Annotated in this window: 18 protein-coding genes and 2 pseudogenes; 11 read left to right on the forward strand and 9 right to left on the reverse strand. The window is 60.3% G+C overall.

All coding sequences use genetic code 11. The features are described 5' to 3' along the window. The 7 genes and pseudogenes from ACIONG_RS22710 to bioB form a co-directional block, all read right to left on the reverse strand. A pseudogene (locus tag ACIONG_RS22710) lies at window positions 1-530 on the reverse strand (phenylacyl-CoA dehydrogenase); the annotation flags it as partial. Between the two features lie 276 nt (window positions 531-806). Then, the gene (locus ACIONG_RS22715; protein WP_401302834.1) at window positions 807-1,103 is read right to left on the reverse strand and encodes a pyrroloquinoline quinone biosynthesis protein PqqE; all 297 of its coding nucleotides are present in this window, start codon (window positions 1,101-1,103) and stop codon (window positions 807-809) included. Between the two features lie 121 nt (window positions 1,104-1,224). Continuing rightward, on the reverse strand, window positions 1,225-1,905 hold the full coding sequence (gene bioD / locus ACIONG_RS22720) for a dethiobiotin synthase (RefSeq protein ID WP_401302836.1): 681 nt from the start codon (window positions 1,903-1,905) through the stop codon (window positions 1,225-1,227). Next, window positions 1,902-2,714: a malonyl-ACP O-methyltransferase BioC gene (gene bioC / locus ACIONG_RS22725; protein ID WP_401302838.1), complete on the reverse strand. Its 813-nt coding sequence runs from the start codon at window positions 2,712-2,714 to the stop codon at window positions 1,902-1,904. Before bioC ends, bioD begins: the two co-directional genes overlap by 4 nt. Next, window positions 2,707-3,438, reverse strand: coding sequence for an alpha/beta fold hydrolase (locus ACIONG_RS22730; protein WP_401302840.1), 732 nt, complete (start codon window positions 3,436-3,438; stop codon window positions 2,707-2,709). Before ACIONG_RS22730 ends, bioC begins: the two co-directional genes overlap by 8 nt. Then, a complete protein-coding gene (gene bioF, locus ACIONG_RS22735; protein WP_213026765.1) occupies window positions 3,431-4,609 on the reverse strand; it encodes an 8-amino-7-oxononanoate synthase in 1,179 nt (392 codons plus the stop codon). The genes ACIONG_RS22730 and bioF overlap by 8 nt, the downstream gene beginning before the upstream one ends. A 159-nt stretch (window positions 4,610-4,768) precedes the next feature. Further along, entirely contained in the window at window positions 4,769-5,824 is a 1,056-nt protein-coding gene (gene bioB, locus ACIONG_RS22740; RefSeq protein WP_103304440.1) for a biotin synthase BioB, read from the reverse strand. 90 nt (window positions 5,825-5,914) lie between these two features. Here bioB and ACIONG_RS22745 point away from each other — a divergent pair, with 90 nt between their 5' ends. From ACIONG_RS22745 to rarD, 5 genes are all read left to right on the forward strand, one after another. Next, complete coding sequence (locus tag ACIONG_RS22745; RefSeq protein ID WP_401302843.1) at window positions 5,915-6,649, forward strand: phosphoribosyltransferase family protein; 735 nt, start codon at window positions 5,915-5,917, stop codon at window positions 6,647-6,649. A gap of 189 nt (window positions 6,650-6,838) precedes the next feature. After that, window positions 6,839-7,603, forward strand: a complete 765-nt coding sequence (locus ACIONG_RS22750; protein ID WP_401302845.1) for a TOBE domain-containing protein — start codon at window positions 6,839-6,841, stop codon at window positions 7,601-7,603. 70 nt (window positions 7,604-7,673) lie between these two features. Continuing rightward, window positions 7,674-9,575, forward strand: a complete 1,902-nt coding sequence (locus tag ACIONG_RS22755; RefSeq protein WP_401302847.1) for a PhoX family protein — start codon at window positions 7,674-7,676, stop codon at window positions 9,573-9,575. Window positions 9,576-9,741: 166 nt separating this feature from the next. Next, window positions 9,742-10,716, forward strand: coding sequence for a serine/threonine protein kinase (locus tag ACIONG_RS22760; RefSeq protein ID WP_110720743.1), 975 nt, complete (start codon window positions 9,742-9,744; stop codon window positions 10,714-10,716). 203 nt (window positions 10,717-10,919) lie between these two features. Further along, entirely contained in the window at window positions 10,920-11,807 is an 888-nt protein-coding gene (gene rarD / locus ACIONG_RS22765) for an EamA family transporter RarD (RefSeq protein ID WP_103304445.1), read from the forward strand. Window positions 11,808-12,030: 223 nt separating this feature from the next. Here the strand turns inward: rarD and ACIONG_RS22770 are convergent, their stop codons facing one another. Next, a complete protein-coding gene (locus ACIONG_RS22770; RefSeq protein ID WP_034155036.1) occupies window positions 12,031-12,549 on the reverse strand; it encodes a glycine cleavage system protein R in 519 nt (172 codons plus the stop codon). A gap of 646 nt (window positions 12,550-13,195) precedes the next feature. On the opposite strand from ACIONG_RS22770, the pseudogene ACIONG_RS22775 reads away from it, so the two are divergent. Then, window positions 13,196-15,372, forward strand: a pseudogene (locus ACIONG_RS22775) (malate synthase G). Window positions 15,373-15,603: 231 nt separating this feature from the next. Here ACIONG_RS22775 and ACIONG_RS22780 read toward each other — a convergent pair. Continuing rightward, window positions 15,604-16,050, reverse strand: coding sequence for a response regulator (locus ACIONG_RS22780; protein ID WP_103304449.1), 447 nt, complete (start codon window positions 16,048-16,050; stop codon window positions 15,604-15,606). Window positions 16,051-16,308: 258 nt separating this feature from the next. On the opposite strand from ACIONG_RS22780, the gene ACIONG_RS22785 reads away from it, so the two are divergent. From ACIONG_RS22785 to ACIONG_RS22805, 5 genes are all read left to right on the forward strand, one after another. Continuing rightward, window positions 16,309-18,243, forward strand: coding sequence for a putative nucleotidyltransferase substrate binding domain-containing protein (locus ACIONG_RS22785; protein ID WP_401302850.1), 1,935 nt, complete (start codon window positions 16,309-16,311; stop codon window positions 18,241-18,243). Next, the gene (locus tag ACIONG_RS22790; RefSeq protein ID WP_401302852.1) at window positions 18,240-18,947 is read left to right on the forward strand and encodes a PolC-type DNA polymerase III; all 708 of its coding nucleotides are present in this window, start codon (window positions 18,240-18,242) and stop codon (window positions 18,945-18,947) included. The genes ACIONG_RS22785 and ACIONG_RS22790 overlap by 4 nt, the downstream gene beginning before the upstream one ends. A 250-nt stretch (window positions 18,948-19,197) precedes the next feature. Beyond that, window positions 19,198-19,674, forward strand: a complete 477-nt coding sequence (locus ACIONG_RS22795) for an RNA polymerase sigma factor (protein WP_401302881.1) — start codon at window positions 19,198-19,200, stop codon at window positions 19,672-19,674. Beyond that, entirely contained in the window at window positions 19,671-20,645 is a 975-nt protein-coding gene (locus tag ACIONG_RS22800) for a FecR domain-containing protein (protein ID WP_401302854.1), read from the forward strand. Before ACIONG_RS22795 ends, ACIONG_RS22800 begins: the two co-directional genes overlap by 4 nt. A 265-nt stretch (window positions 20,646-20,910) precedes the next feature. After that, window positions 20,911-23,349 (forward strand): TonB-dependent siderophore receptor, encoded by a 2,439-nt coding sequence (locus ACIONG_RS22805; RefSeq protein WP_401302856.1) that lies wholly within the window; start codon window positions 20,911-20,913, stop codon window positions 23,347-23,349. Window positions 23,350-23,384: the final 35 nt, after the last annotated feature.

The raw sequence follows: 23,384 nt of genomic DNA on the forward strand, positions 1-23,384 counted from the left end.
AGCATGCCCAGGTCGGTGCCGCAGTGCGGTTCGGTCAGGCACATGGTGCCGGTCCATTCGCCGGAGACCAGTTTGGTCAGATAGGCTTCTTGCTGCTCAGGCGTGCCGTGCTCGGAGATGGTGTTCATCGCGCCGTGCGACAGGCCTGGGTACATGCCCCACGACCAGTTGGCTTCGCCAACCATTTCGCTCACAGCCAGACCCAGCGACTCAGGCAAGCCCTGACCACCGTGCTCGACGTCGTGCGCCAGGCTTGGCCAGCCGCCTTCGACGAATTGCTTGTAAGCCTCTTTAAAGCCAGTCGGGGTTTTCACGCCGGACTCGCTCCAGGTGCAACCTTCGAGGTCGCCCACGCGGTTCAGCGGTGCCAGTACCTGCTCACAAAACTTGGCGCCTTCTTCGAGAATGGCGTCAACCATGTCCGGAGTTGCGTCTGCGCAAGCCGGAAGGCTCTGATAGTGCGCTTCGTAGCCGAGCAGTTCGTCACGAACGAAGCGAATATCACGCAAGGGGGCCTTGTAGTCAGGCATAGCGATAAACCTCTGCTGATGTAACCGGGAATGAACGACCGTGTTGATTTGTTGTGACGGTCAAACAGTTGTTTGAAACATACGTTTACGCCGAAATCTTGTCAAGCGTCGATCTTTTGCCATTCGTCTTCACAACTTTCAAACGCCGGACACAGCAAACCGCCATGCGCTCGGAGGAGCCACGGGCGATAGAAAAAGATTAGTTGAGGAAGAAAGACTTACAACGAAAAACGCCGCGACAAGGCGCGGCGTTCGGCATGCACAAAGCGAGAAATGTCAGGCGAAGGTGTCGATGATCGTACCGAGCACTTCATCGGAAGCCTTGGCGACTTTCGCGCCCAGTTCCACTTGAAACTTGCCCTGGGCCATCTCGACCATGTCACTGCCCAAGTCCATTTGCTGACTGCGATCGACGCCACGCAGGCGATCGATCTGAGCATCGGAAGACTGACTGCTGACCGAGCGTTCAATGGTGTTGTTAGCGATCTGACTGGCTGCCTGATCGACACGGTTCTGCCCGGTCTGAATAGTGCTCAAACCAGCATAAAAAGCTGTGTTACCGGAGATTTCCATGGGAGTTCTCATCCTTGGGAAGGATCAATGCGTGCCATTGAACCAGACGCGTCAGAAAAACACCCGTCAAAAACACTAATGGCACAGTGCCTGCCCATAGGCAGGCTTCATGGGTAAAAAACTAGTCAAGCAGATCCAATTGCAAATGCTCGGCCACCGCCTCGGCACTCAATGCCTTGAGTTTCGGCACGCGCCCCAGGCACGGCGCCGGAATCCGCTCGGCCAGCGTCGCCAGATTTTCCTCCAGCCTCGACGTCTTCGGATCGATGATGTTGGCCACCCACCCCGCCAGTTGCAGGCCATCACGCGCGATCGCCTCAGCCGTCAGCAACGCATGGCTGATACACCCCAGCCGCACACCCACCACCAGAATCACCGGCAGCTTCAGGGCGATGGCCAGATCCGACAGATTGTCCTGATCCACCAACGGCACCCGCCAGCCGCCCGCGCCTTCGATCAGGGTGAAATCGGCATTCAGTGCGAGAATCTCGCGCATCGGTGCCAGCAATGATTGCACTGTCAGCGCCACGCCGGCTTCGCGCGCAGCCAGATGCGGCGCAATCGCCGGCTCGAAGGCCACGGGATTGACCTGTTGATAACTCAGCGGCAAAGAACATTCGGCCAACAGCGCCAGCGCATCGGAATTGCGTAACCCCTTGGGCGTCACCTCACAACCGGAAGCCACAGGCTTGCCCGCCGCCGTGCTCAACCCCGCTGAGCGCGCCGCATGTAACAACCCGGCGGCAACCGTGGTCTTGCCGACGTCGGTGTCAGTTCCAGTGATGAAATAGGCGGCGCTCATAAAGGTTTCTCCAACACGGCGTAGACCACCTGATAAGTCGCCGGCAAACCCGACGCCTCACGGAACTGCTCGTATGCCTCGACCAGGCCAAGTATCCGCGCCCGCCCGGTCAACCCGCCCGGTCGCCCGGGATTGAGATTGTGCGCACCCAGCGCTTTCAACTCATGGGTCAGACTGCGCACATCCGGGTAATGCAGCACATGCGCCTGATTCTCCAGACTCACCGTGCGCATTCCACTGGCCGCACACAACTGCTCATAGCGGGCGAACTCGCGGAAACGGTTGACGTGCACCAGGCCATCGACCTGACGCCAGCTATCACGCAATTCGTACAACGTTCCGACACAAAGACTAGCAAACGCGAAAATCCCCCCCGGTTTCAGTACGCGAAACGCCTCACTGAGCACCGAATCAAACTCCGCACACCACTGCACCGCCAGGCTGGAGAAGATCAAATCGCAGGTGCCATCCTGCAATGGCAGACGCTCCGCATCACCGGCAATGAAATGCTCGGCGCCACCCAACGGACGGGCGTGTTCAAGCATCCCCTCGGCGATATCCAGCGCCAGCCCCTGCCGCCCGGTGAATCGCTCGGCCAGAGCACGGGTGAAGTAACCGGTGCCGCACCCCAGATCCATCCACCGCGATGGCGAAAAACCTGCCGGCAAGCGTTGCAGCAATTGTGTACCGACATCACGTTGCAACTCGGCGACGCTGTCATAACTGGCCGCCGCGCGGGAGAAAGAGGCCGCCACCTGACGCTTGTCAGGCAAGCCGCCGGGCAGCGCAACAAGGGACAAATCAGTCATCACCGCACTCATGTAGAAAAGCCTGGATCGCACCCGCCACTCCATGGGGGTCCTCCAGAAGAAACGCATGGCTGGCCTGTTCGATCAGACCAATCTCGATATCCGGCAACAGCGCGAACAATTCGCCCGCCGCCTCCGCAGGCACCAGGCTGTCCTGGCCGGCGAACAGATGTAACTGCGGGCCGCGAAACGCCTGCAAGGCTTCACGGGTGTCCAGTTGCGCGAGCAATTCCAGCCCGGCCATCAACGCGGCCGGCGCAATGCTCGGCGCAGCGCCAAGCAGCAGTCGCGACAATCCGCGCGGGTCCTCGGCACCTTGGGCACACAGCAGGGAAAATCGCTTGAGGGTAAGCCGCGGATCAGCATTGCAACCGGCGAGAAAGCCATCGAACGTCTCGCCGGGCATCGCACTCGGCCATTGTTCGTGGGCGACAAAAGAAGGGTTGCTCGCCAGCGTCAGCAAACCGCAGCAGCGCTCGCCACGGCGCGCCGCCAATTCGGAAGCGAGCATGCCACCCAGCGACCAGCCACCGAGCCAGACGTCTTGGGGAATGCGCTCATCAAGTACATCGAGCCATTCCAGCAGATCGCTGGAATCCAGCTCCGGCAACGGCTCGATATCGACGTTCAGGTGCTCGTCGAGCCCTTGCAATGCGGCGGCCAAGGGTTCCATCGGCGAAACGCCGAGGCCCCAGCCGGGCAGCAGGATCAGGCGATTACGCATGGCTTGGCTCCGACGACAGTTGGGCAAAGCAATCGGCCAGTCCTTCTAACAATAGCTGCACCTGCGCCTCGCTGTGGGCGGCGGTCAGAGTCACCCGCAGGCGCGCACTGCCAGCAGGCACGGTGGGCGGACGGATTGCAGTAACCATCAGCCCGCGTTCACGCAGCATCTGCGACAAACGCACCGCGCGCCCCGCATCACCGATCATGATTGGCTGGATCGGCGTGAAGCTGTCCATCAGTTCCAGACCAATCTGTTCGGCACCATGGCGGAACTGGCGGATCAGCGTCTGCAAATGTTCGCGACGCCAGTGTTCGCTGCGCAGCAGTTCCAGACTTTTCAGTGTCGCGCAGGCCAGTGCCGGTGGTTGGCTGGTGGTGTAAATGTACGGGCGGGCGAACTGGATCAGGCTTTCAATCAGCTCTTCACTGCCAGCAACAAACGCGCCTGCCGTACCGAACGCTTTACCGAGCGTCCCGACCAGCACCGGCACATCCTCCAGGCTCAAACCGAAATGCTCGACAATCCCGCCGCCATTGGCGCCCAGCGGGCCGAAGCCGTGGGCATCGTCGACCATCAGCCATGCGCCTTTGGCCTTGGCCTCAAGGGCCAGTGCCGGCAGGTCGGCAAGATCGCCGTCCATGCTGAACACGCCATCGGTGACCACCAGCGTATTGCCGGTGGCTTTCTCAAGACGCTTGGCCAGACTCACCGCATCGTTATGCAGATAGCGATTGAATCTGGCGCCGGACAACAAGCCAGCATCCAGCAAAGAGGCGTGATTGAGGCGGTCTTCCAGCACCGTATCGCCCTGCCCGACCAGCGCCGTGACCGCGCCGAGGTTGGCCATGTAGCCGGTAGTAAACAGCAGCGCACGCGGGCGCCCGGTGAGATCGGCCAGCGCTTCTTCCAGTGCGTGATGCGGGCCACTGTGGCCGATCACCAGATGTGAAGCGCCACCGCCCACGCCCCAGCGCTCGGCACCGGCGCGCCAGGCTTCGATCACTTGCGGGTGATTGGCCAGGCCCAGATAGTCGTTGTTGCAGAACGCCAGCAACGGCTGGCCGTCGACCACCACTTCGGGCCCTTGCGGGCTTTCAAGCAGTGGGCGCTGGCGGTAGAGGTTTTCGGCACGACGGGCAGCAAGGCGTGCGGCGAGATCGAAAGACATGCAGGCCTCGACTTTCATGTGACACAGATCCCTGTGGGAGCGAGCCTGCTCGCGAAGAGGCCTTTACATCCAACATCAACGTCGACTGAGGCACCGCTTCGCGAGCAGGCTCGCTCCCACAGGGGTTTTGCATTTCTTCAGGGGAATCCGAAGAGGTTTTTACACCGCCGCGTTATAGAACTGCTCGCTGCTCTTCTGCTCCACCAGCGCCTGCTCGATCGCAGCCTGGTGCACTTCATCGGCGTGCTCTTCGCGGGCTTCCGGTTGAATGCCCAGGCGCGCGAACAACTGCATGTCCTTGTCGGCCTGCGGGTTGGCGGTGGTCAGCAACTTGTCACCGTAGAAAATCGAGTTGGCGCCGGCAAAGAACGCCAATGCCTGCATCTGCTCGTTCATCGCTTCGCGGCCGGCGGAAAGGCGTACATGGGATTGCGGCATGAGGATGCGCGCCACGGCGAGCATGCGGATGAAATCGAACGGGTCGATGTCTTCAGCGTTTTCCAGCGGCGTACCGGCGACTTTCACCAGCATGTTGATTGGCACCGACTCCGGGTGCTCCGGCAGGTTGGCCAACTGGATCAGCAGGTTGGCGCGGTCGTCCAGCGACTCACCCATGCCGAGAATGCCGCCGGAGCAGATCTTCATCCCCGACTCACGCACGTAAGCCAGCGTCTGCAGGCGCTCGCTGTAAGTACGGGTGGTAATGATGCTGCCGTAGAACTCCGGCGACGTGTCGAGGTTGTGGTTGTAGTAATCGAGCCCGGCCTTGGCCAGTGCTTCGGTCTGCTCCTGATCGAGACGACCTAGGGTCATGCAGGTTTCCAGGCCCATGGCTTTTACACCCTCGACCATTTTCAGCACGTACGGCATGTCTTTGGCCGAAGGATGTTTCCACGCTGCGCCCATGCAGAAACGGGTCGAACCAATGGCCTTGGCGCGAGCAGCCTCTTCGAGGACTTTCTGCACTTCCATCAGCTTTTCTTTTTCCAGACCGGTGTTGTAGTGACCGGACTGTGGACAGTATTTGCAGTCTTCCGGGCAGGCGCCGGTCTTGATCGACAACAGGGTCGACACCTGAACGCGGTTGGCGTCGAAATGCGCGCGATGCACCGTTTGCGCCTGGAACAGCAAGTCGTTGAATGGCTGTACGAACAACGCTTTGACTTCGGCCAGTGACCAGTCGTGACGCAGGGTGGCGGTGGTGCTCGCGCTCATGGGTAGTTCCTTGGTTATGCTTGGCTGGCGCCGGGGAAACGGAATACCCACAGGCGCTACACGGATGTTCGGCATATTTAAGGAAGAGTCATGAGCTGTCAACCACGATACGAAGGACAGGTTTACATCTGTTTAAAAAACATACAGATCTGTTTGTTGTGCGATGAGCCCGCAGAAGCAGAAGTGCCAATCTGCGATGCCTGCGAAACCGAATTGCCTTGGCTCGGTGACCACTGCCAGACCTGCTCCCTGCCGCTGTCCGCAGCCGGCCTGACCTGCGGCGAGTGCCAGCTAGAGCCGCCGGCATTCGAACAGGTCGTCGTGCCATGGCTTTATGGCTTCCCGGTAGACAGTCTGATTACGCGTTTTAAACACAACGCGAAATGGCCGTTTGGCCACCTGCTCGCCGACGTTCTCTGGCAATACCTGCAACATTGCTTCGATGAGGGTTTGCCCAGGCCCGACGTGTTGGTGCCGGTACCACTGGCGAGCAAACGCCTGCGTCAACGCGGGTTCAATCAAGCCGCGATGTTGGGGCGATGGTTGAGCAAACAGTTCGATCTGCCATTTGAAGAACAGGTGCTTCGGCGGATTTACGACACTAACGCCCAGCAGGACCTCGACGCCAAGGCGCGCAAGCGCAATTTGCGTCACGCCTTCGCACTCGCGCCCGACGCGGATGTGAAAGGTCGGCACTTCGCGTTGATCGATGACGTACTGACCACTGGCGCCACGGCCCAGGCACTGGCGCGACTGTTGAGGGATGCAGGCGCCGCTCGGGTCGATGTCTACTGCTTGGCCCGGACCGCAAAACCCGGAAGCTGAAGCCAAACACAATCCCCCTGTAGGAGTGAGCCTGCTCGCGATAGCGGTGGAAAGGTCAGCATAGAGGTTGGCAATGACAACGCCATCGCGAGCAGGCTCACTCCTACAAGGGATCTCGGCTCGGCTTGACTCTCGCGTCGCAAGCCGCCAACTTCACCTCCCACCGCCACAGCACAAAAGCACCCATCCATGTCCATGCCTTCTCTGTTGTCCCAGCACATCGTCCGCCGTCCGCAGCGCATCGCTTTGCTGCAACACATCGCCGAACAAGGCTCGATCACCCGCGCCGCGAAAAGTGCAGGCTTGAGTTACAAAGCGGCCTGGGATGCGATCGATGAGCTGAACAACCTGGCGCAAAAACCTCTGGTTGAACGTGCCGTCGGCGGCAAGGGTGGTGGCGGCGCAAAACTGTCCAGCGAAGGCGAGCGTGTTCTGCGCTTGTATCAAAAACTGCAGGCCTTGCAGGCGCAGGTACTGGAGGCAGCGGAAGACGCCAGCGATCTGGACCTGCTCGGTCGGCTGATGCTCAGAACCAGCGCGCGCAACCAGTTGCACGGCAAGGTCGTGGCAATCGAAGCTCATGGCCGCAACGACCTGATCCGTCTCGAGCTGGCCGAAGGCCTGTGCCTCGATGCGCAGATCACCCATGACAGCACCGTGCATCTGGAGCTGCAAACCGGCACCGAAGTGGTCGCCCTGATCAAGGCCGGCTGGCTAGAACTGCTCGCCAGCGATCAGCCCGCAACGTCTGGACACAATCTACTCAAGGGCACCCTCGAAGCGATTCTCGACGCCGAAGACGGCCCCAGCGAAGTCCGCGTCTCCCTGCCAAACGGCCACACCCTCTGCGCGCTGGCCGAACCGCTGGACTTGCGCACACGCAAGTTGTCCGTAGGGCAATCGGTGCAGGTGCAGTTTTCGCCGTCCAATGTGCTGATCGGTACGCCGCTCTAATCAAGCCCTGCAACGAAAGCGTCATCGACGCTCATTAAGGTGTCTGCCAAAACCAAGCAGGGAGCCTGATGTGAGCCTATTAGAAGAAAACCAATCGACTGACCTGGAAAAAATGGTCGGCCTCAGCCGTCGCGGTTTCATCGGCGCGGGTGCGCTGTGCGGTGCAGCGATGTTCCTCGGCGGCAGTCTGTTGAGCCGCAGCGCACTGGCCACCGGCGTCAGCGCCGGCAACAGCCGCCTGCTCGGTTTCGAGAGCATTCCCGCTGCGACCACCGATGTCATCACGCTGCCCAAAGGCTACAAGTCTTCGGTGCTGATCAGTTGGGGCCAGCCATTGCAGAAAAACGGCCCGGCCTTCGATCCTAGCGGTAACGGCACCGCGGCCGCACAGGAAGTGCAGTTCGGCGACAACAACGACGGCATGAGCCTGTTCGAATTCCCGGATGATCGAAACCGCGCCTTGATGGCGATCAACAACGAATACACCAACTACCGCTACCTCTACCCGCACGGCGGCATGCCGCAATCGGCCGAAGACGTGCGCAAGGCGCTGGCCTGCGAAGGCGTGTCGGTGATCGAGGTGCAACGCAAGAACGGTCAATGGCAGTTCGTCCAGGGTTCGCGCTACAACCGCCGCATCCACGGCAACTCGCCGTTGCGCATCAGCGGTCCGGCGGCCGGGCACGACTTGATGAAAACCGCTGCCGACAAGCACGGCAAGAAAGTCCTCGGCACCTTCCAGAACTGCGCCAACGGCAAAACCCCGTGGGGCACTTACCTGACCTGCGAAGAAAACTTCACCGACTGCTTCGGCAGCAGCAACGCCCAGCAGCAGTTCGACCCGGCGCAGAAGCGCTACGGCGTGTCGGTCGCCAGTCGCGAGATCAACTGGCATCCGTACGACCCGCGTTTCGACATGGCGAAGAACCCCAACGAACTCAACCGTCACGGCTGGGTGGTCGAGATCGATCCGTTCGATCCGCAATCGACCCCGGTCAAACGCACGGCGCTGGGCCGCTTCAAACATGAAAACGCCGCCCTGGCCGAGACCGACGACGGTCGCGCCGTGGTGTACATGGGCGACGACGAGCGTGGTGAGTTCATCTACAAATTCGTCAGCCGCGACCGCATCAATCACCGCAACGCCAAGGCCAACCGAGACATCCTCGATCACGGCACCCTGTACGTGGCCAAGTTCGATAACGGCGACAGCAACCCCGATCACCCGAAAGGTCAGGGCCAGTGGATCGAATTGACCCACGGCAAGAACGGCATCGACGCCAGCAGCGGTTTTGCCGATCAGGCTGAAGTGCTGATTCACGCGCGCCTCGCCGCCAGCGTCGTCGGCGCCACGCGCATGGACCGCCCGGAATGGATTGTGGTCAGCCCGAAGGACGGCCAGGTTTATTGCACCCTGACCAACAACGCCAAGCGTGGCGAGGATGGTCAACCGGTGGGCGGGCCGAACCCGCGTGAGAAGAACGTCTACGGACAAATTCTGCGCTGGCGCACCGACCGCGATGATCATGCTTCGAAGACGTTTGCCTGGGATTTGTTCGTGGTTGCCGGTAACCCGGGCGTTCACGCCGGGACGCCGAAGGGCGGCTCGAAGAACATCACCCCGCAGAACATGTTCAACAGCCCGGATGGTTTGGGTTTCGACAAGGCCGGACGCTTGTGGATTCTGACTGATGGCGATTCGAGCAATGCCGGGGACTTTGCCGGGATGGGCAATAACCAGATGCTGTGCGCTGATCCCAAGACCGGCGAGATTCGCCGGTTCATGGTCGGGCCGATTGGTTGCGAGGTGACGGGGATCAGCTTCTCGCCGGATCAGAAAACCCTGTTTGTCGGGATTCAGCATCCCGGGGAGAACGGTGGATCGACATTCCCCGAGCATCTGCCGAATGGCAAACCGCGGTCTTCGGTGATGGCGATTACCCGTGAGGATGGCGGAGTAGTCGGCGCCTGATCGGGCCTCATCGCTGGCAAGCCAGCTCCCACAGGGGATCGCATTCCAAATATGGGAGCTGGCTTGCCAGCGATGGCGTCAGCACAGACACCAACCACCTTTCCAGCTGCCATCTGCGCTACCATGCTGGGCCGGACGCGGCAGCCTGCTGCGCGCAGGAGTCAGCATGGCCCACCCGTTTGAAACCCTCACACCCGACCTCGTCCTTGATGCCGTTGAAAGTATCGGGTTTCTCAGCGATGCGCGCATTCTGGCGCTCAACAGCTATGAAAACCGCGTCTATCAGGTCGGCATCGAAGACTCCGAACCGCTGATCGCCAAGTTCTACCGTCCACAGCGCTGGACCAACGAAGCCATCCTCGAAGAACATCAGTTCACCTTCGAATTGGCCGACGTCGAAATTCCGGTGGTCGCGCCGTTGATCCACAACGGTGAAACCCTGCACGAACACGCCGGTTTTCGTTTCACCCTGTTCCCCCGTCGTGGCGGGCGGGCGCCAGAGCCGGGCAATCTTGATCAACTGTATCGCCTCGGTCAGTTGCTCGGGCGGATTCACGCGGTCGGCGCCACCAAGCCATTCGAACACCGTGAAGCCCTCGCCGTGCAGAACTTCGGCCACGCCTCGCTGAACACCTTGCTCGAAGGCAACTTCATTCCGAAAAGCCTGCTGCCGGCCTATGAGTCCGTCGCCCGCGACCTGCTCAAACGCGTGGAAGATGCCTACGCCAACACGCCGCACCAGAACATCCGCATGCATGGCGACTGCCACCCCGGCAACATGATGTGCCGCGACGAGATGTTCCACATCGTCGACCTCGACGATTGCCGCATGGGCCCGGCAGTGCAGGACATCTGGATGATGCTCGCCGGTGATCGCCAGGAATGTCTGGGGCAGTTATCGGAATTGATGGACGGCTACAACGAATTTCACGATTTCGATCCACGCGAACTGGCGTTGATCGAGCCGCTGCGCGCACTACGCCTGATGCATTACAGCGCCTGGCTGGCGCGGCGCTGGGACGATCCGGCGTTCCCGCACAGCTTTCCGTGGTTTGGTACGGAGCGATATTGGGGCGATCAGGTGCTGGCGTTGCGTGAGCAGCTGTCCGCGCTGAATGAAGAGCCACTGAAACTCTTCTGACAATTTCCCCCTATAGGAGTGAGCCTGCTCGCGATGACGCCGGTACATTCAACATTTCTGTTGTCTGACACACCGCCATCGCGAGCAGGCTCACTCCTACAGGGGGTTTTGTGTTCACACATTTCTGACCATTCTGCTCCGACATTCGTCGACAAACTTCCTTACAATCCCTGCTCTGTCAGCTGCCTGAGCAAGGATTCTGCATGCAAGCCGCCAACCCGCGTCGCGGGTACATTCTGGGCCTGAGTGCCTACATCATCTGGGGCCTGTTCCCGATCTACTTCAAAGCCATCGCCGAAGTGCCGGCCGTCGAGATCATCATCCATCGGGTGTTGTGGTCAGCGCTGTTTGGCGCGCTGCTGCTGATGGTGTGGAAACACCCGGGATGGCTGCGCGAACTGCTGGATAACCCCAAGCGTCTGGCGATTCTGGCCTTGAGCGGCACGCTGATCGCCGCCAACTGGCTGACCTATGTATGGTCGGTGAACAACGGACGCATGCTCGAAGCGAGCCTCGGTTACTACATCAACCCGCTGGTGAATGTGCTGCTGGGGATGTTGATTCTCGGCGAGCGTCTGCGCCGTATGCAGTGGCTCGCGGTGGGTCTGGCGGCGGTGGGTGTGGCGCAACAGGTGTGGCAGGTCGGCAGTCTGCCGTGGGTGTCGCTGGTGCTGGCGTTGACGTTCGGCTTCTACGGGCTGATCCGCAAACAGGCACCGGTCAAGGCCTTGCCGGGGCTGGTGGTGGAAACCTGGATGCTGGTACCAATTGCCTTCGCGTGGTTGCTGTTCAATCAGACCGCGACCAGCGCTCAACCCGAGTTCTGGACCACGTCGCAAGCCTGGTGGCTGGTCGCGGCCGGACCGGTGACGTTGATCCCGTTAGTGTGCTTCAACGCCGCCACGCGACACCTGCCCTACACCACCATCGGCTTCCTGCAATACCTCGCGCCAACGCTGGTGTTGTTGCAAGCGGTACTGCTGTTTGGTGAGCACTTGTCGTCCAGCACGCTTATCGCGTTTATCTTCATCTGGGCCGGTCTGGCCGTTTACAGCGTCGATGCCGTGATCAGTCTGCGCCGGCGCAGCTGATCAAAAAATGCACAAACCTCCGCAGGCCACGGTTCTCGTGGCCTGCATCGTTCCTTCCCAAGGTTATCCACAGCGTGATCCCCGCCGTTTGTGTGCAAGTTGTTGAATGCTGGCGGTTTTTTGATCAACTCACGCGAAGCCACGTTCGGCGTGGCCTGGAGCTTGGTCTCTACAGGTTATCCACAGGCGGGTGCACGTTAAAACTGGATAACCCGAGTGGCCCTTAAACGTCTGTGCGTAACACCAATTCCACCATCAGATCGTCGGCCAGTGTTTCCAGGCGCGACTGCAACACATCGAGGGACAAGGTCAGCGGCACGGCGAGAATCGCTTCGGCGTGGAACAACGGTTCGCTGCTCATCGGTGCCGGCCGCACTTCCGTCACCAGCCGTTCGAGGTTCACGCCCTGTTCGCTCAACAGCCGAGTGATATCGCGCACAATCCCTGGACGATCATTGCCCACCAGTTCCATCGCAATCGGTTTCCAGGTACAGGATTGTTCGATGCCGCTTTCGGCGATCAATACGCGAATGCCATGAGTCGACAATGCTTGTAAGGCATCGACTAATTCGTCGTAAGCCTCTGCCGGTACGCCCACCCGCAAAATCCCGGCGAACTGCCCGGCCATCCGCGACATCCGGCTTTCCAGCCAGTTACCGCCATGCTCGGCGATGCATTGGGCGATGCGCTCGACCTGCCCGGGCTTGTCCGGGGCGAAAACGGTGAGTACGAGATGGTCCATGGCGCAGCCCTCTTGTCATGACTTTTGTTATAGAAAGGCAAGTATAGGCAAGGGGTTTGATTCAGCCCGGGCGGCATTTTGTGCGGATGACGTGGGCTGGGTTTTGCAAGCAACCTGTGGCGAGGGGATTTATCCCCGATGGGTGGCGAAGCCGCCCCTGCGCGCTGACCGGTAAACCGGGCTGACAGGGTTTACGGCTGCTGCGCAACCGATCGGGGATAAATCCCCTCGCCACAGAATTCTGTACAGCTGAACTGCGCCATAGCAGGCAGACAGTATTTATGTGTACAACTTTTGATATTTAGCTGGAACAATCCAATGGTTTTTTGAGAACATCCCGTTCCGCGATGTGACCGCAATGCGACATGAGGTCGCAGAACGACGTTATTAGTCTGATTTTCACAAGCGCAACTCATCATGTAGTATGCCTCGGCACGCACTACATAACGCTGGATCGATGTCTGCCCAAGGCATGTTCGCAACCCTGAAAGCCCCGTCAGCAAGGCCCCAAGCCGTTGATTGGTCCCAGCCCAGCCGCCAGCAATGGCATGTACTGGTCGGAAGGTTTGTGGTTTAAATGGCCAGAGGCTTCATTGTCAAATTGAAGAGCTGAAAAGCGAAATAGCTGAGCAGAGTGAGGCAAGCAATGACTGAACACGTTCAAGTCGGTGGCCTGCAGGTCGCCAAAGTCCTGTTCGACTCGTGAACAACGAAGCCATTCCCGGTACCGGCCTCACCGCCGAAAAATTCTGGGAAGGTGCCGACAAGGTCATTCACGACCTGGCACCGAAGAACAAAGCCCTACTCGCCAAACGCGATGACTTCCAGGCGCGCATTGATGCCTGGCATCAGGAACGCGTCGGCCAGGCCCATGACGCCGCGGCCTACAAAACCTTCCTGCAAGAAATCGGTTATCTGCTGCCAGAAGCGGCTGATTTCCAGGCAACGACGCAAAACGTCGATGACGAAATCGCCCGTACCGCCGGCCCGCAACTCGTGGTGCCGGTGATGAACGCCCGCTTCGCTCTCAATGCCTCGAACGCCCGCTGGGGTTCGCTGTACGACGCCCTCTACGGCACCGACGCGATCAGCGAAGACGGTGGCGCGGAAAAAGGCAAAGGCTACAACAAGGTGCGTGGCGACAAAGTCATCGCCTTCGCCCGGGCCTTCCTCGACGAGGCCGCGCCATTGGCCGCCGGCTCCCACGTCGACTCGACCGCCTACAAAATCGCTGACGGCAAACTGCTGGTCACCCTCAAGGGCGGCAGCAACACCGGCCTGCGTGACGACGCTCAATTGATCGGTTTCCAGGGCGATGCCAATGCCCCGATCGCCATCCTGCTGAAGCACAACGGTCTGCATTTCGAAATCCAGATCGACGCCAGCACCCCGGTCGGCCAGACCGACGCCGCCGGCGTCAAAGACGTCCTGATGGAAGCGGCCCTGACCACCATCATGGACTGCGAAGACTCCGTGGCTGCCGTCGATGCCGACGACAAAGTGGTGATCTACCGCAACTGGCTCGGCCTGATGAAGGGCGACCTGGCGGAATCCGTGTCCAAGGGTGGCCAGACGTTCACCCGCACCATGAACCCGGATCGCAGCTACACCACGCCCAATGGCGGCGAAGTGACCCTGCATGGCCGCTCGCTGTTGTTCGTGCGCAACGTCGGTCACCTGATGACCATCGACGCGATCCTCGATAAAGACGGCAACGAAGTACCGGAAGGTATCCTCGACGGTCTGGTGACTTGCCTCGCGGCAATGCACAACCTCAATGGCAACACCTCGCGCAAGAACACCCGCACCGGTTCCGTCTACATCGTTAAACCGAAGATGCACGGCCCGGAAGAAGCGGCGTTCACCAACGAGCTGTTCGGCCGCATCGAAGATGTGCTGGGCCTGAAACGCAATACGCTGAAAGTCGGGATCATGGACGAGGAGCGCCGCACCACGGTCAACCTCAAGGCCTGCATCAAGGCGGCCAGCGAGCGCGTGGTGTTCATCAACACCGGTTTCCTCGACCGCACCGGCGACGAAATCCACCCCTCCATGGACGCCGGCCCGATGGTGCGCAAGGCCGACATGAATGCCGAGAAGTGGATCGGCGCCTACGAGAACTGGAACGTCGATATCGGTCTGAGCACCGGCCTGCAAGGTCGCGCGCAAATCGGTAAAGGCATGTGGGCAATGCCCGACCTGATGGCAGCGATGCTCGAACAGAAAATCGCTCACCCACTGGCCGGTGCCAACACCGCCTGGGTGCCATCGCCGACGGCTGCTGCGCTGCACGCGCTGCATTACCACAAGGTCGATGTGTTCGCCCGTCAGGCCGAACTGGCCAAACATGCCCGCGCTTCGGTTGACGACATTCTGACCATCCCGCTGGCGGTCAACCCGAACTGGACGCCAGAGCAGATCAAGAACGAACTGGACAACAATTCCCAGGGCATTCTTGGCTATGTGGTGCGCTGGATCGACCAGGGTGTTGGCTGCTCGAAAGTACCGGACATCAATGACGTCGGCCTGATGGAAGACCGTGCCACGCTGCGTATCTCCAGCCAGCACATCGCCAACTGGCTGCGCCACGGTGTGGTCACCGAAGCGCAAGTGATGGAAAGCCTCAAGCGCATGGCGCCAGTAGTGGACCGTCAGAACGCCAACGACCCGCTGTACCGTCCGCTGGCGCCGAACTTCGACAGCAACATCGCCTTCCAGGCGGCAGTCGAATTGGTGATCGAAGGGACCAAGCAGCCGAACGGTTACACCGAGCCGGTTCTGCACCGTCGTCGCCGCGAGTTCAAGAAGGCCAACGGCCTGTAACTTGGGCTGAGTGCCGGACATGAAAAAGCCCTGATCTTTGGATCAGGGCTTTTTTTTGTGAAAGCAGAATCAAAAGATCGCAGCCTTCGGCAGCTCCTACAGGTGATTGTTGATCGTTCCCACGCTCCGCGTGGGAATGCAGCCCGGGACGCTCCGCGTCCCAACAGCGGACGCAGAGCGTCCATTGAGGCATTCCCACGCAGAGCGTGGGAACGATCGGCAAATCAGGCGCTATGGCTCTATGCCCAATTCATGTTTGACCAACCCGAGCAACTTGCCCGTATCAATCGGCTTGAGCAGAAAATCCACCACGCTCAAATGCATCGCCGCAATCGCGTCTTTCACATCGGCATCGCCGGACACAATGATAATCGGCAGCGCCGCCCGCACCGATTCGCGCACCTGTCGAATCAGCTCAAGGCCATCGACATTGCCCATGCGCAAATCAGTGATCACCAGCCCGATCGAAGGTTTTTCCTCGAGCATCTTCAGCGCCGTTTCGCCGCTGGCGGCGGTCATGCAGCGAATACCGTCCAACGCCAATATCTCCGCGAGCAGCTCCCGAGCGTCCTTGTCGTCATCGACGATCAGCACACGCTGCGGCGGCAGGTCGGGTTCGAGCATCACAGCGCTGAGCGCTTCCCGCTCGGCGTCGCTCAAAATATCGTGGTCGGACATGGCGTTCTCTATGTTTCCAAATCAATCACCTGCACAGTCGTCAGACATCGCCAGGCAGAGCTTCAATGTGCACTTCGTCGGATTTTTTTCCAATAGCCGGACGGTTGAATTCCCGACTGATTTTGTAGGGCACTTCCCAAATGTGCCCAACGGCATGGCAAACCTAGACTTACGTCCAATGGGCACCCTGCTCGCCGGGGCCGACCATGGCTGCAACGATCCGACAACAACAATTCGAAAAAGACTGCGGTAATGGTTATGAGTAAAGCGGACGCCTTCACCCAGGCAGGGAAAACCGCGGTGTTGCAGAACATTCAGGGCACCCTGCAATTCCTTCAGCGCTTCCCGCCCTTCAATCAGATGGAACACGCCCACCTCGCGTATCTGGTGGAGCAATGCCAACTGCGCTTTTACGCTCAGGGCGAGAGCATCATCAAACCCACGGATGGCCCGGTCGAACACTTCTACATCGTCAAACAGGGCCGCGTGGTGGGTGAACGTCAGCACATCACCAAGCCCGGCACCGAAACCACTTTTGAAATCACCACCGGCGAATGCTTTCCCCTCGCCGCGCTGCTCGGCGAGCGGGCGACGCGCACCGAGCATCTGGCCGGCGAAGACACCTTCTGCCTGCAACTGAACAAACCGGCATTCATCAAACTGTTCGCGCTGTCCAACGCCTTTCGCGACTTTGCTTTGCGCGGGGTCAGCAGCCTGCTTGATCAGGTCAACCAGCAAGTCCAGCAGAAAGCCGTGGAAACCCTCGGCACCCAGTATTCGCTGAACACCCGACTCGGCGAATTGGCCATGCGCCATCCAGTGACGTGCAGCCCTGAAACGCCATTGCGTGACGCGGTGAAGTTGATGCATGAGCAACAGGTCGGCAGCATCGTCGCAGTGGATGAACACAAGGCGCCGCTGGGGATTTTCACCCTGCGCGACCTGCGCCACGTGGTGGCTGAAGGCGTCGGCGATTTCAGCGAAGCCATCGAACATCACATGACCCGTGCGCCGTTTTATCTGTCGCCGGATCACAGTGCATTCGACGCGGCGATTGCCATGACCGAGCGGCACATCGCTCACGTCTGCCTGGTCAAGGATCAGCGCCTGTGCGGCGTGGTGTCCGAGCGTGATCTGTTTTCCCTGCAACGTGTCGATCTGGTGCACCTGGCCCGGACCATCCGCAGCGCCCAGCGCGTCGAACAACTGGTGTCCCTGCGCGGCGAGATCGGCCAACTGGTCGAGCGCATGCTCGCCCACGGCGCCTCTTCAACCCAGATCACCCACATCATCACCCTGCTCAACGACCACACCGTGTGCCGGGTGATCGAACTGACCCTCGCCGAAAAAGGCGACCCCGGTGTGCCGTTCAGTTGGCTGTGTTTCGGCAGTGAAGGCCGGCGCGAGCAAACGCTGCACACCGATCAAGACAACGGCATTCTGTTCGACGCTCGCGATGCGGCGCACGCGGCGGAAATTCGCGGCAAGCTGCTGCCGATCGCGCAGCAGATCAACCAGAGCCTGGCGCAATGCGGCTTTACTCTGTGCAAGGGCAACATCATGGCCTGCAACCCCGAGCTGTGTTTGTCGCGCGCGGAATGGGCGCGGCGTTTTGCGGCGTTTATTCGCGAGGCGACGCCGGAGAATCTGTTGGGCTCGAGCATCTATTTTGATCTGCGGGTGGTCTGGGGCGATGAAAGCGGTTGCGCGCAACTGCGTCGGGGGATTCTCGAGCAGGTCGGCGACAACCGTCTGTTCCAGCGCATGATGGCCGACAACGCCCTGCGCAATCGCCCGCCGGTCGGGCGTTTCCGCGAGTTTGTACTGGCGCGCAAGAACGGCGAGAAAGCCACGCTGGATTTGAAAGTTCAGGGTCTAACCCCATTCGTCGATGGCGCACGCCTGCTGGCGCTGGCCAACGGCATCGACGCCAACAACACCCTCGAACGCTTTCGCCAACTGGTCGATAAAGAAGTCATCGAACCACTCGACGGCGCCGCGTATGAAGAGGCTTACCACTTCATTCAGCAAACGCGCATGCAGCAACATCAGTTGCAGACCCGGGAGAATCTGCCCTACTCCAACCGTGTCGATCCCGACAGCCTCAACCACCTCGACCGACGCATCCTGCGCGAATCCCTGCGTCAGGCTCAACGCCTGCAAAGCAGCCTGACCTTGCGGTATCAGCTATGAGCCTGTTCTCGTGGCTGCGTACGGCCAGCCCGGTGGTGCCGGCCGAGCTGCAACACCGCCTGGCGCGGTTGCCGGCGATCAGCGCGTTGAGCGATTGCAGCCTGCGCGAACAGCGCTGGGTGGTGCTGGATCTGGAAACCACTGGGCTGAACCTGAACAAGGATCGCGTGTTGTCGATCGGCGCCGTGGTGATCGACGACGCTGCGATCGATTTCAGTCAGCAGTTCGAACGGACCTTGCAATGTCGTGAACTGAAGCTCAGCCCCAGTGTGTTGATCCATGGCCTGGGGCCGAATGAACTTGCCGCCGGCAGCGACCCGGCCGAAGCGTTAGTGGACCTCATGGAGTTTATCGGCGACAGCCCGGTGCTGGCGTTTCATGCGCCGTTCGATCAGCACATGCTCGGGCGCGCGGTGAAGGAGCATCTGGGGCACAAGTTGCAGCAGGTGTTTCTGGATGTCGCGGATATTGCGCCGCTGGTGTGCCCGCAGGCGAATATTCGCGAGGCCGGGCTGGATGAGTGGATCGACTGGTTTCGCCTGGAGGTGTTCGAACGGCATAACGCCAGTGCCGATGCGTTGGCCACGGCAGAACTGGCGTTGATTCTGTTCAGTCGGGCGCGGGGGCAGCAGATTCATAGTCCGCTGAATTTGCAGCAGCGCTTGAGTCAGTGGAAGCGCCGACAACAAGCGCCGTCCTTTTAGATTTCCGTTGGCTGTTCTGGCCTCTTCGCGAGCAGGCTCGCTCCCACATTTGGAATGCGATGCCTTGTGGGAGCGAGCCTGCTCGCGAAGAACGATGACGTGGTTTCCCTGATGCCACCTGACCAGTGGCCAATTGCTAACCATTCCCACCTCTGCCAGAATCGCGAACAATTCGCGTTAGTTAATATTTCCCAATCGGTGATGTCCGGTGTCGTCAGTCCCAAGCCCTCACAGTCAGCTCGTCGGTGCGATGTATCGCGACCATCGCGGTTGGCTGCTGGCGTGGCTACGGCGCAACGTGGCCTGTCCGCAGCGGGCCGAAGACCTGAGCCAGGACACCTTCGTGCGCCTGCTCGGGCGCGATGAACTGCTGACACCGCGCGAGCCCCGGGCCTTTCTCGTGGCGATTGCCAAGGGTCTGTTGTTTGACTACTTCCGCCGCGCCGCGCTGGAGCAGGCTTACCTCACCGAATTGATGCTGATCCCCGAGGGCGAACAACCGTCGGTGGAAGAACAGCAAATGATCCTCGATGACCTCAAAGCCATCGACCGCCTGCTCGGCAAACTGTCGACCAAGGCCCGCGCCGCCTTCCTTTATAACCGCCTCGATGGCCTCAGCCATGCCGAGATCGCCGAGAAACTTGGCGTTTCAGTGCCGCGCGTGCGCCAGTATCTGGCTCAGGGGATTCGTCAGTGCTACATCGCGCTGTACGGTGAGCCGACGTGAGCCCGGCCAGTTCCAGGCCAGTGCCGGCGCATGTGCTGGATGCGGCGATTGCCTGGCAGTTGACGCTCGATTCGAGCAGCCCGCTGGAGCGCGAGGAATTCGCCAAATGGCACGCGGCCAATGAAGAACATGCCCGCGCATGGCGTCAATTGGGCATGCTCGACCAACGCTTCAGCGTGGCCAAAGGCCCGGCCCGCAGTGCACTGCTGCAATCGCGCGAAGGCATCCGGCGGCGCGTGCGCAAACTGGGCAGCAGTCTGGCCAGTGTTGTCGTGGTGATCGGTCTGGGGGTGTTCGCCGCCGAGCATTACTTGCCGCTGGACTATTGGCTGGCCGATCAGCGCACCGCTACCGGCGAACAACGCACCGTACGCCTAGCCGACGGCACCGTGCTCAACCTCAATACTCACAGCGCCGTGGATGTGCGCTTCGATGAGAAGCAGCGCCTGATCGTCTTGCAGGAAGGCGAAATCCTCGTCGAAACCGGCCATGGCGATGCACGGCCATTTATCGTCGAAACCCGCGAAGGCAGCATGCGTGCATTGGGCACGCGGTTCCTGGTCAAACGCGAGGACCAAGGTACGCGTCTGAGCGTGCTGCAATCAGCGGTGGCGGCACACACGCAAGCGAATCCCGCAGAACAGATTTTGCGCGAAGGCCAGCAAGTATTGCTGCGCGGTGATGGGCTGGGCTCGATTGTCGCCCTCACGCCCGGCGCCGATGCCTGGACGCGCGGCATGCTGGTGGTGGATAACGCACGACTGAGCGATCTGGTGCATGAGCTGGGTCGTTATCGTCGTGGGCATCTGGGCGTTGCGCCGGAAGTGGCTGACTTGCGCATTACCGGCAGCTTTCCGCTGCATGACACCGACAAAGCCTTGAGCGCCCTGCTCCCGACCCTGCCAGTGCAGATCGAGCAGCACACACCGTATTGGGTGACGGTGGCCAAGGCTGATTCCAAGCCTGAATGATCGGGTGGCTGAGCGGTCGCTATCGCTGGCAAGCCAGCTCCCACAGGATTAAGTGCTGCCCACAAAGTTGATATTTACAGCACTCCCTGTGGGAGCTGGCTTGCCAGCGATGAGGCCGCCAGCAGCTCCACAAAACCAGGCTCGCCATGTCTATCAGCAGCACCGCTGCAAGTTAATCGAAATTATTTCCATCCAGCCCTATCACTTTTTGGTTTTCATCCGGCACACAGGCAATTGAGAAATATTTCCATTCAGGAGCCGCCGTATGTCCCGTTCGCTAGACACCTTGTTGCGCCCCAGTCTGCTGGCCGTCGCCATCGCTTTCAGCACTCCGCTGATCAGCAGCCCGTTGCTCGCCGTTGAACAAGCGTCCAGCGTTCGCGCCTACAACCTGCCGGCGGCGCCCTTGGCCACCACCCTCAACCAGATCGCCAGCCAGGGCGGCCTCGCCCTGTCGCTGAATCCTTCGCTGGCGGCTGGCAAGACCTCGGCACCGGTCAACGGTCAGTACGATGCGGCCGGCGCTCTGCGCGCGGCTCTGCAAGGCACCGGTCTGCAACTGGAACAGGCCAGCACGGGGACTTACACCCTGGTCGCCGTGCCGGAAGGCGTGATGGCGCTACCGGAAACATCGGTCATCGGTGTGGAAAATCTGGAAACCGCTTGGAGCCCGGTCGAAGGCTACACCGCCACCCGCACCGCCGCCGGCACCAAAACCGACACCGCGCTGGTTGAAGCACCGCGTTCGATCTCCGTGGCCACGCGCCAGCAGATGGACGACCGCAGCGTGCACAGCCTCGATGACGCCGTGCGCTACATGCCCGGCATCACCGCCAGCAGCTACGGCAGCGACACCCGTATCGACTGGCTGCGCGTGCGTGGTTTCGAACCGACTCAGTTCCTCGACGGCCTGCCGCTGCCAAGAGGCATCTACGCCAACCCGAAACCGGAAACCTGGAACCTCGATCGCCTCGCCCTGCTACGCGGCCCGGCTTCGTCGGTTTACGGCCAGACCCCGCCAGGCGGTCTGCTGGACATGGTCAGCCGTCGTCCAAGCGCCGAAGCCAGCAGCGAAATCCAGTTGCAGTACGGCAGCGACAACCACCGCCAGATCAACTTCGCCAGCACCGGCAAGATCGATGACGCCGGGCAATTTCTGTATGGCATCAGCGGCGTGGTGCGCGACAGCGACACGCAGATCGACCACATCGAAAACAAGCGCTACAACATTGCACCGAGCCTGACCTGGAACATCGACGACGACACCAAGTTGACCTTGCTCTCGCAGTTCACCCGCGACGATACCGGGGTCACCAGTCAGTTCTATCCGATCCAGGGCACCAAGATCGACATGCCGTTCGGCAAGATTTCCCACCACAAGAATCTGGGCGATCCTGATTACGGCTTCTACGACCGCACCTACTACGCGCTCGGTTATGCCTTTGAACATCGCCTGAATGATGTCTGGCAGTTCAAACAGAATCTGCGTTACACCAAGTCCGATCTGTCGTTCCAGACCGTGACCGTCAACAGCTACAACACGACCATTCCCGGCTTCACCGTTGACGATCAGGGCAATGTCGGTCGCGGCACCACCAATGTCGATGAGGACATCAGCCAATTCGCCGTGGACAACAACTTCCAGGCTGACTTCGCTACGGGCGACATCCGCCATACCTTGCTGCTGGGTCTCGACCATCAGCGCAGCAACGACAACTACACCTCGATCTTCGGCAGCGCGCCGGACATCAACGTCAACAACCCGATCTACCGCCAGCCGATTACGCGTCCGCCACGTTCCTCGGCGTTCTACGACTACAACCAGAAAACCAACCAGACCGGTCTCTACGTGCAGGACCAGATGGCGCTGGACCAGTGGCGTCTGACCCTGGGCGGTCGTGAAGACTGGGTACACACCAGCACCAAATTCCTCAACAAGGGTGACGCCACCAACACCCAGCGTGACAAGGCGTTCAGCGGTAACGCAGCGATCAGCTATGTGTTCGACTCGGGCTTCGTGCCATACCTGTCATATGCCGAATCCTTCCAGCCAACCAGCGGTGCCGATGCCAGCGTCACTGAGTCGTTCAAGCCGACCGAAGGCAAACAATGGGAACTGGGCATCAAGTACCAGCCACCGGGCAGCAAAACCCTGCTCAGTGCAGCGGTGTATGACCTGACCCAGAAGAACGTCGCGGTCAACAACATCGTCAACAACGTGACCATCACCAGCCAGACCGGCGAAGTGAAAGTCAAAGGCCTGGAGCTGGAAGCGGTTTCGGATGTCACCGATAACCTGAAAGTCATCGCCGCCTACACCCTGGCCAAGTCCGAAGTGCAGAAAGGTGTCGACAAGGGCAATCGCCTGCAACTGATGCCGAACCAGCAAGCCTCGCTGTGGACCGACTACACCTGGCACAGCGGCGTGCTCGACGGTTTCGGCATCGGCGGCGGCGTGCGCTACACCGGCAACACCTACGGCGACAAGGCCAACACCTGGTTGGGCAAGGCCGACGCCTACACCGTGTTCGACGCGGCTGTGCATTACGACCTCGGCCGTCTGGACAACAGCCTCAAAGGTGCGTCGCTGGCGCTCAACGCCACCAACCTGTTCGACAAGGACTACATCTCCACCTGCGACGGTTACTACTGCTACTACGGCGACCAGCGCAGTGTGGTCGCCAGCGCTACTTACAAGTGGTAAACGACTGAGCTGAAACAGGCCCTGTTACCAGGCCG

It is taken from the genome of Pseudomonas sp. NPDC087817, from assembly GCF_044742875.1.
In the GTDB taxonomy this organism is placed as follows: Bacteria; Pseudomonadota; Gammaproteobacteria; order Pseudomonadales; family Pseudomonadaceae; genus Aquipseudomonas.

What these genes read in the sequence shown, in the direction of transcription:
- bioD (WP_401302836.1), bottom strand. Translation starts at nt 1,905, where the DNA reads ATGAGCGCCGCCTATTTCATCACTGGAACTGACACCGACGTCGGCAAG.
- ACIONG_RS22780 (WP_103304449.1), bottom strand. Translation starts at nt 16,050, where the DNA reads ATGTCCGACCACGATATTTTGAGCGACGCCGAGCGGGAAGCGCTCAGC.
- ACIONG_RS22795 (WP_401302881.1), top strand. Translation starts at nt 19,198, where the DNA reads ATGTATCGCGACCATCGCGGTTGGCTGCTGGCGTGGCTACGGCGCAAC.
- rarD (WP_103304445.1), top strand. Translation starts at nt 10,920, where the DNA reads ATGCAAGCCGCCAACCCGCGTCGCGGGTACATTCTGGGCCTGAGTGCC.
- ACIONG_RS22750 (WP_401302845.1), top strand. Translation starts at nt 6,839, where the DNA reads ATGTCCATGCCTTCTCTGTTGTCCCAGCACATCGTCCGCCGTCCGCAG.
- ACIONG_RS22730 (WP_401302840.1), bottom strand. Translation starts at nt 3,438, where the DNA reads ATGCGTAATCGCCTGATCCTGCTGCCCGGCTGGGGCCTCGGCGTTTCG.
- ACIONG_RS22715 (WP_401302834.1), bottom strand. Translation starts at nt 1,103, where the DNA reads ATGGAAATCTCCGGTAACACAGCTTTTTATGCTGGTTTGAGCACTATT.
- ACIONG_RS22790 (WP_401302852.1), top strand. Translation starts at nt 18,240, where the DNA reads ATGAGCCTGTTCTCGTGGCTGCGTACGGCCAGCCCGGTGGTGCCGGCC.
- ACIONG_RS22805 (WP_401302856.1), top strand. Translation starts at nt 20,911, where the DNA reads ATGTCCCGTTCGCTAGACACCTTGTTGCGCCCCAGTCTGCTGGCCGTC.
- ACIONG_RS22785 (WP_401302850.1), top strand. Translation starts at nt 16,309, where the DNA reads ATGAGTAAAGCGGACGCCTTCACCCAGGCAGGGAAAACCGCGGTGTTG.
- ACIONG_RS22760 (WP_110720743.1), top strand. Translation starts at nt 9,742, where the DNA reads ATGGCCCACCCGTTTGAAACCCTCACACCCGACCTCGTCCTTGATGCC.
- bioC (WP_401302838.1), bottom strand. Translation starts at nt 2,714, where the DNA reads ATGACTGATTTGTCCCTTGTTGCGCTGCCCGGCGGCTTGCCTGACAAG.
- bioF (WP_213026765.1), bottom strand. Translation starts at nt 4,609, where the DNA reads ATGTCTTTCGATCTCGCCGCACGCCTTGCTGCCCGTCGTGCCGAAAAC.
- ACIONG_RS22745 (WP_401302843.1), top strand. Translation starts at nt 5,915, where the DNA reads ATGAGCTGTCAACCACGATACGAAGGACAGGTTTACATCTGTTTAAAA.
- bioB (WP_103304440.1), bottom strand. Translation starts at nt 5,824, where the DNA reads ATGAGCGCGAGCACCACCGCCACCCTGCGTCACGACTGGTCACTGGCC.
- ACIONG_RS22770 (WP_034155036.1), bottom strand. Translation starts at nt 12,549, where the DNA reads ATGGACCATCTCGTACTCACCGTTTTCGCCCCGGACAAGCCCGGGCAG.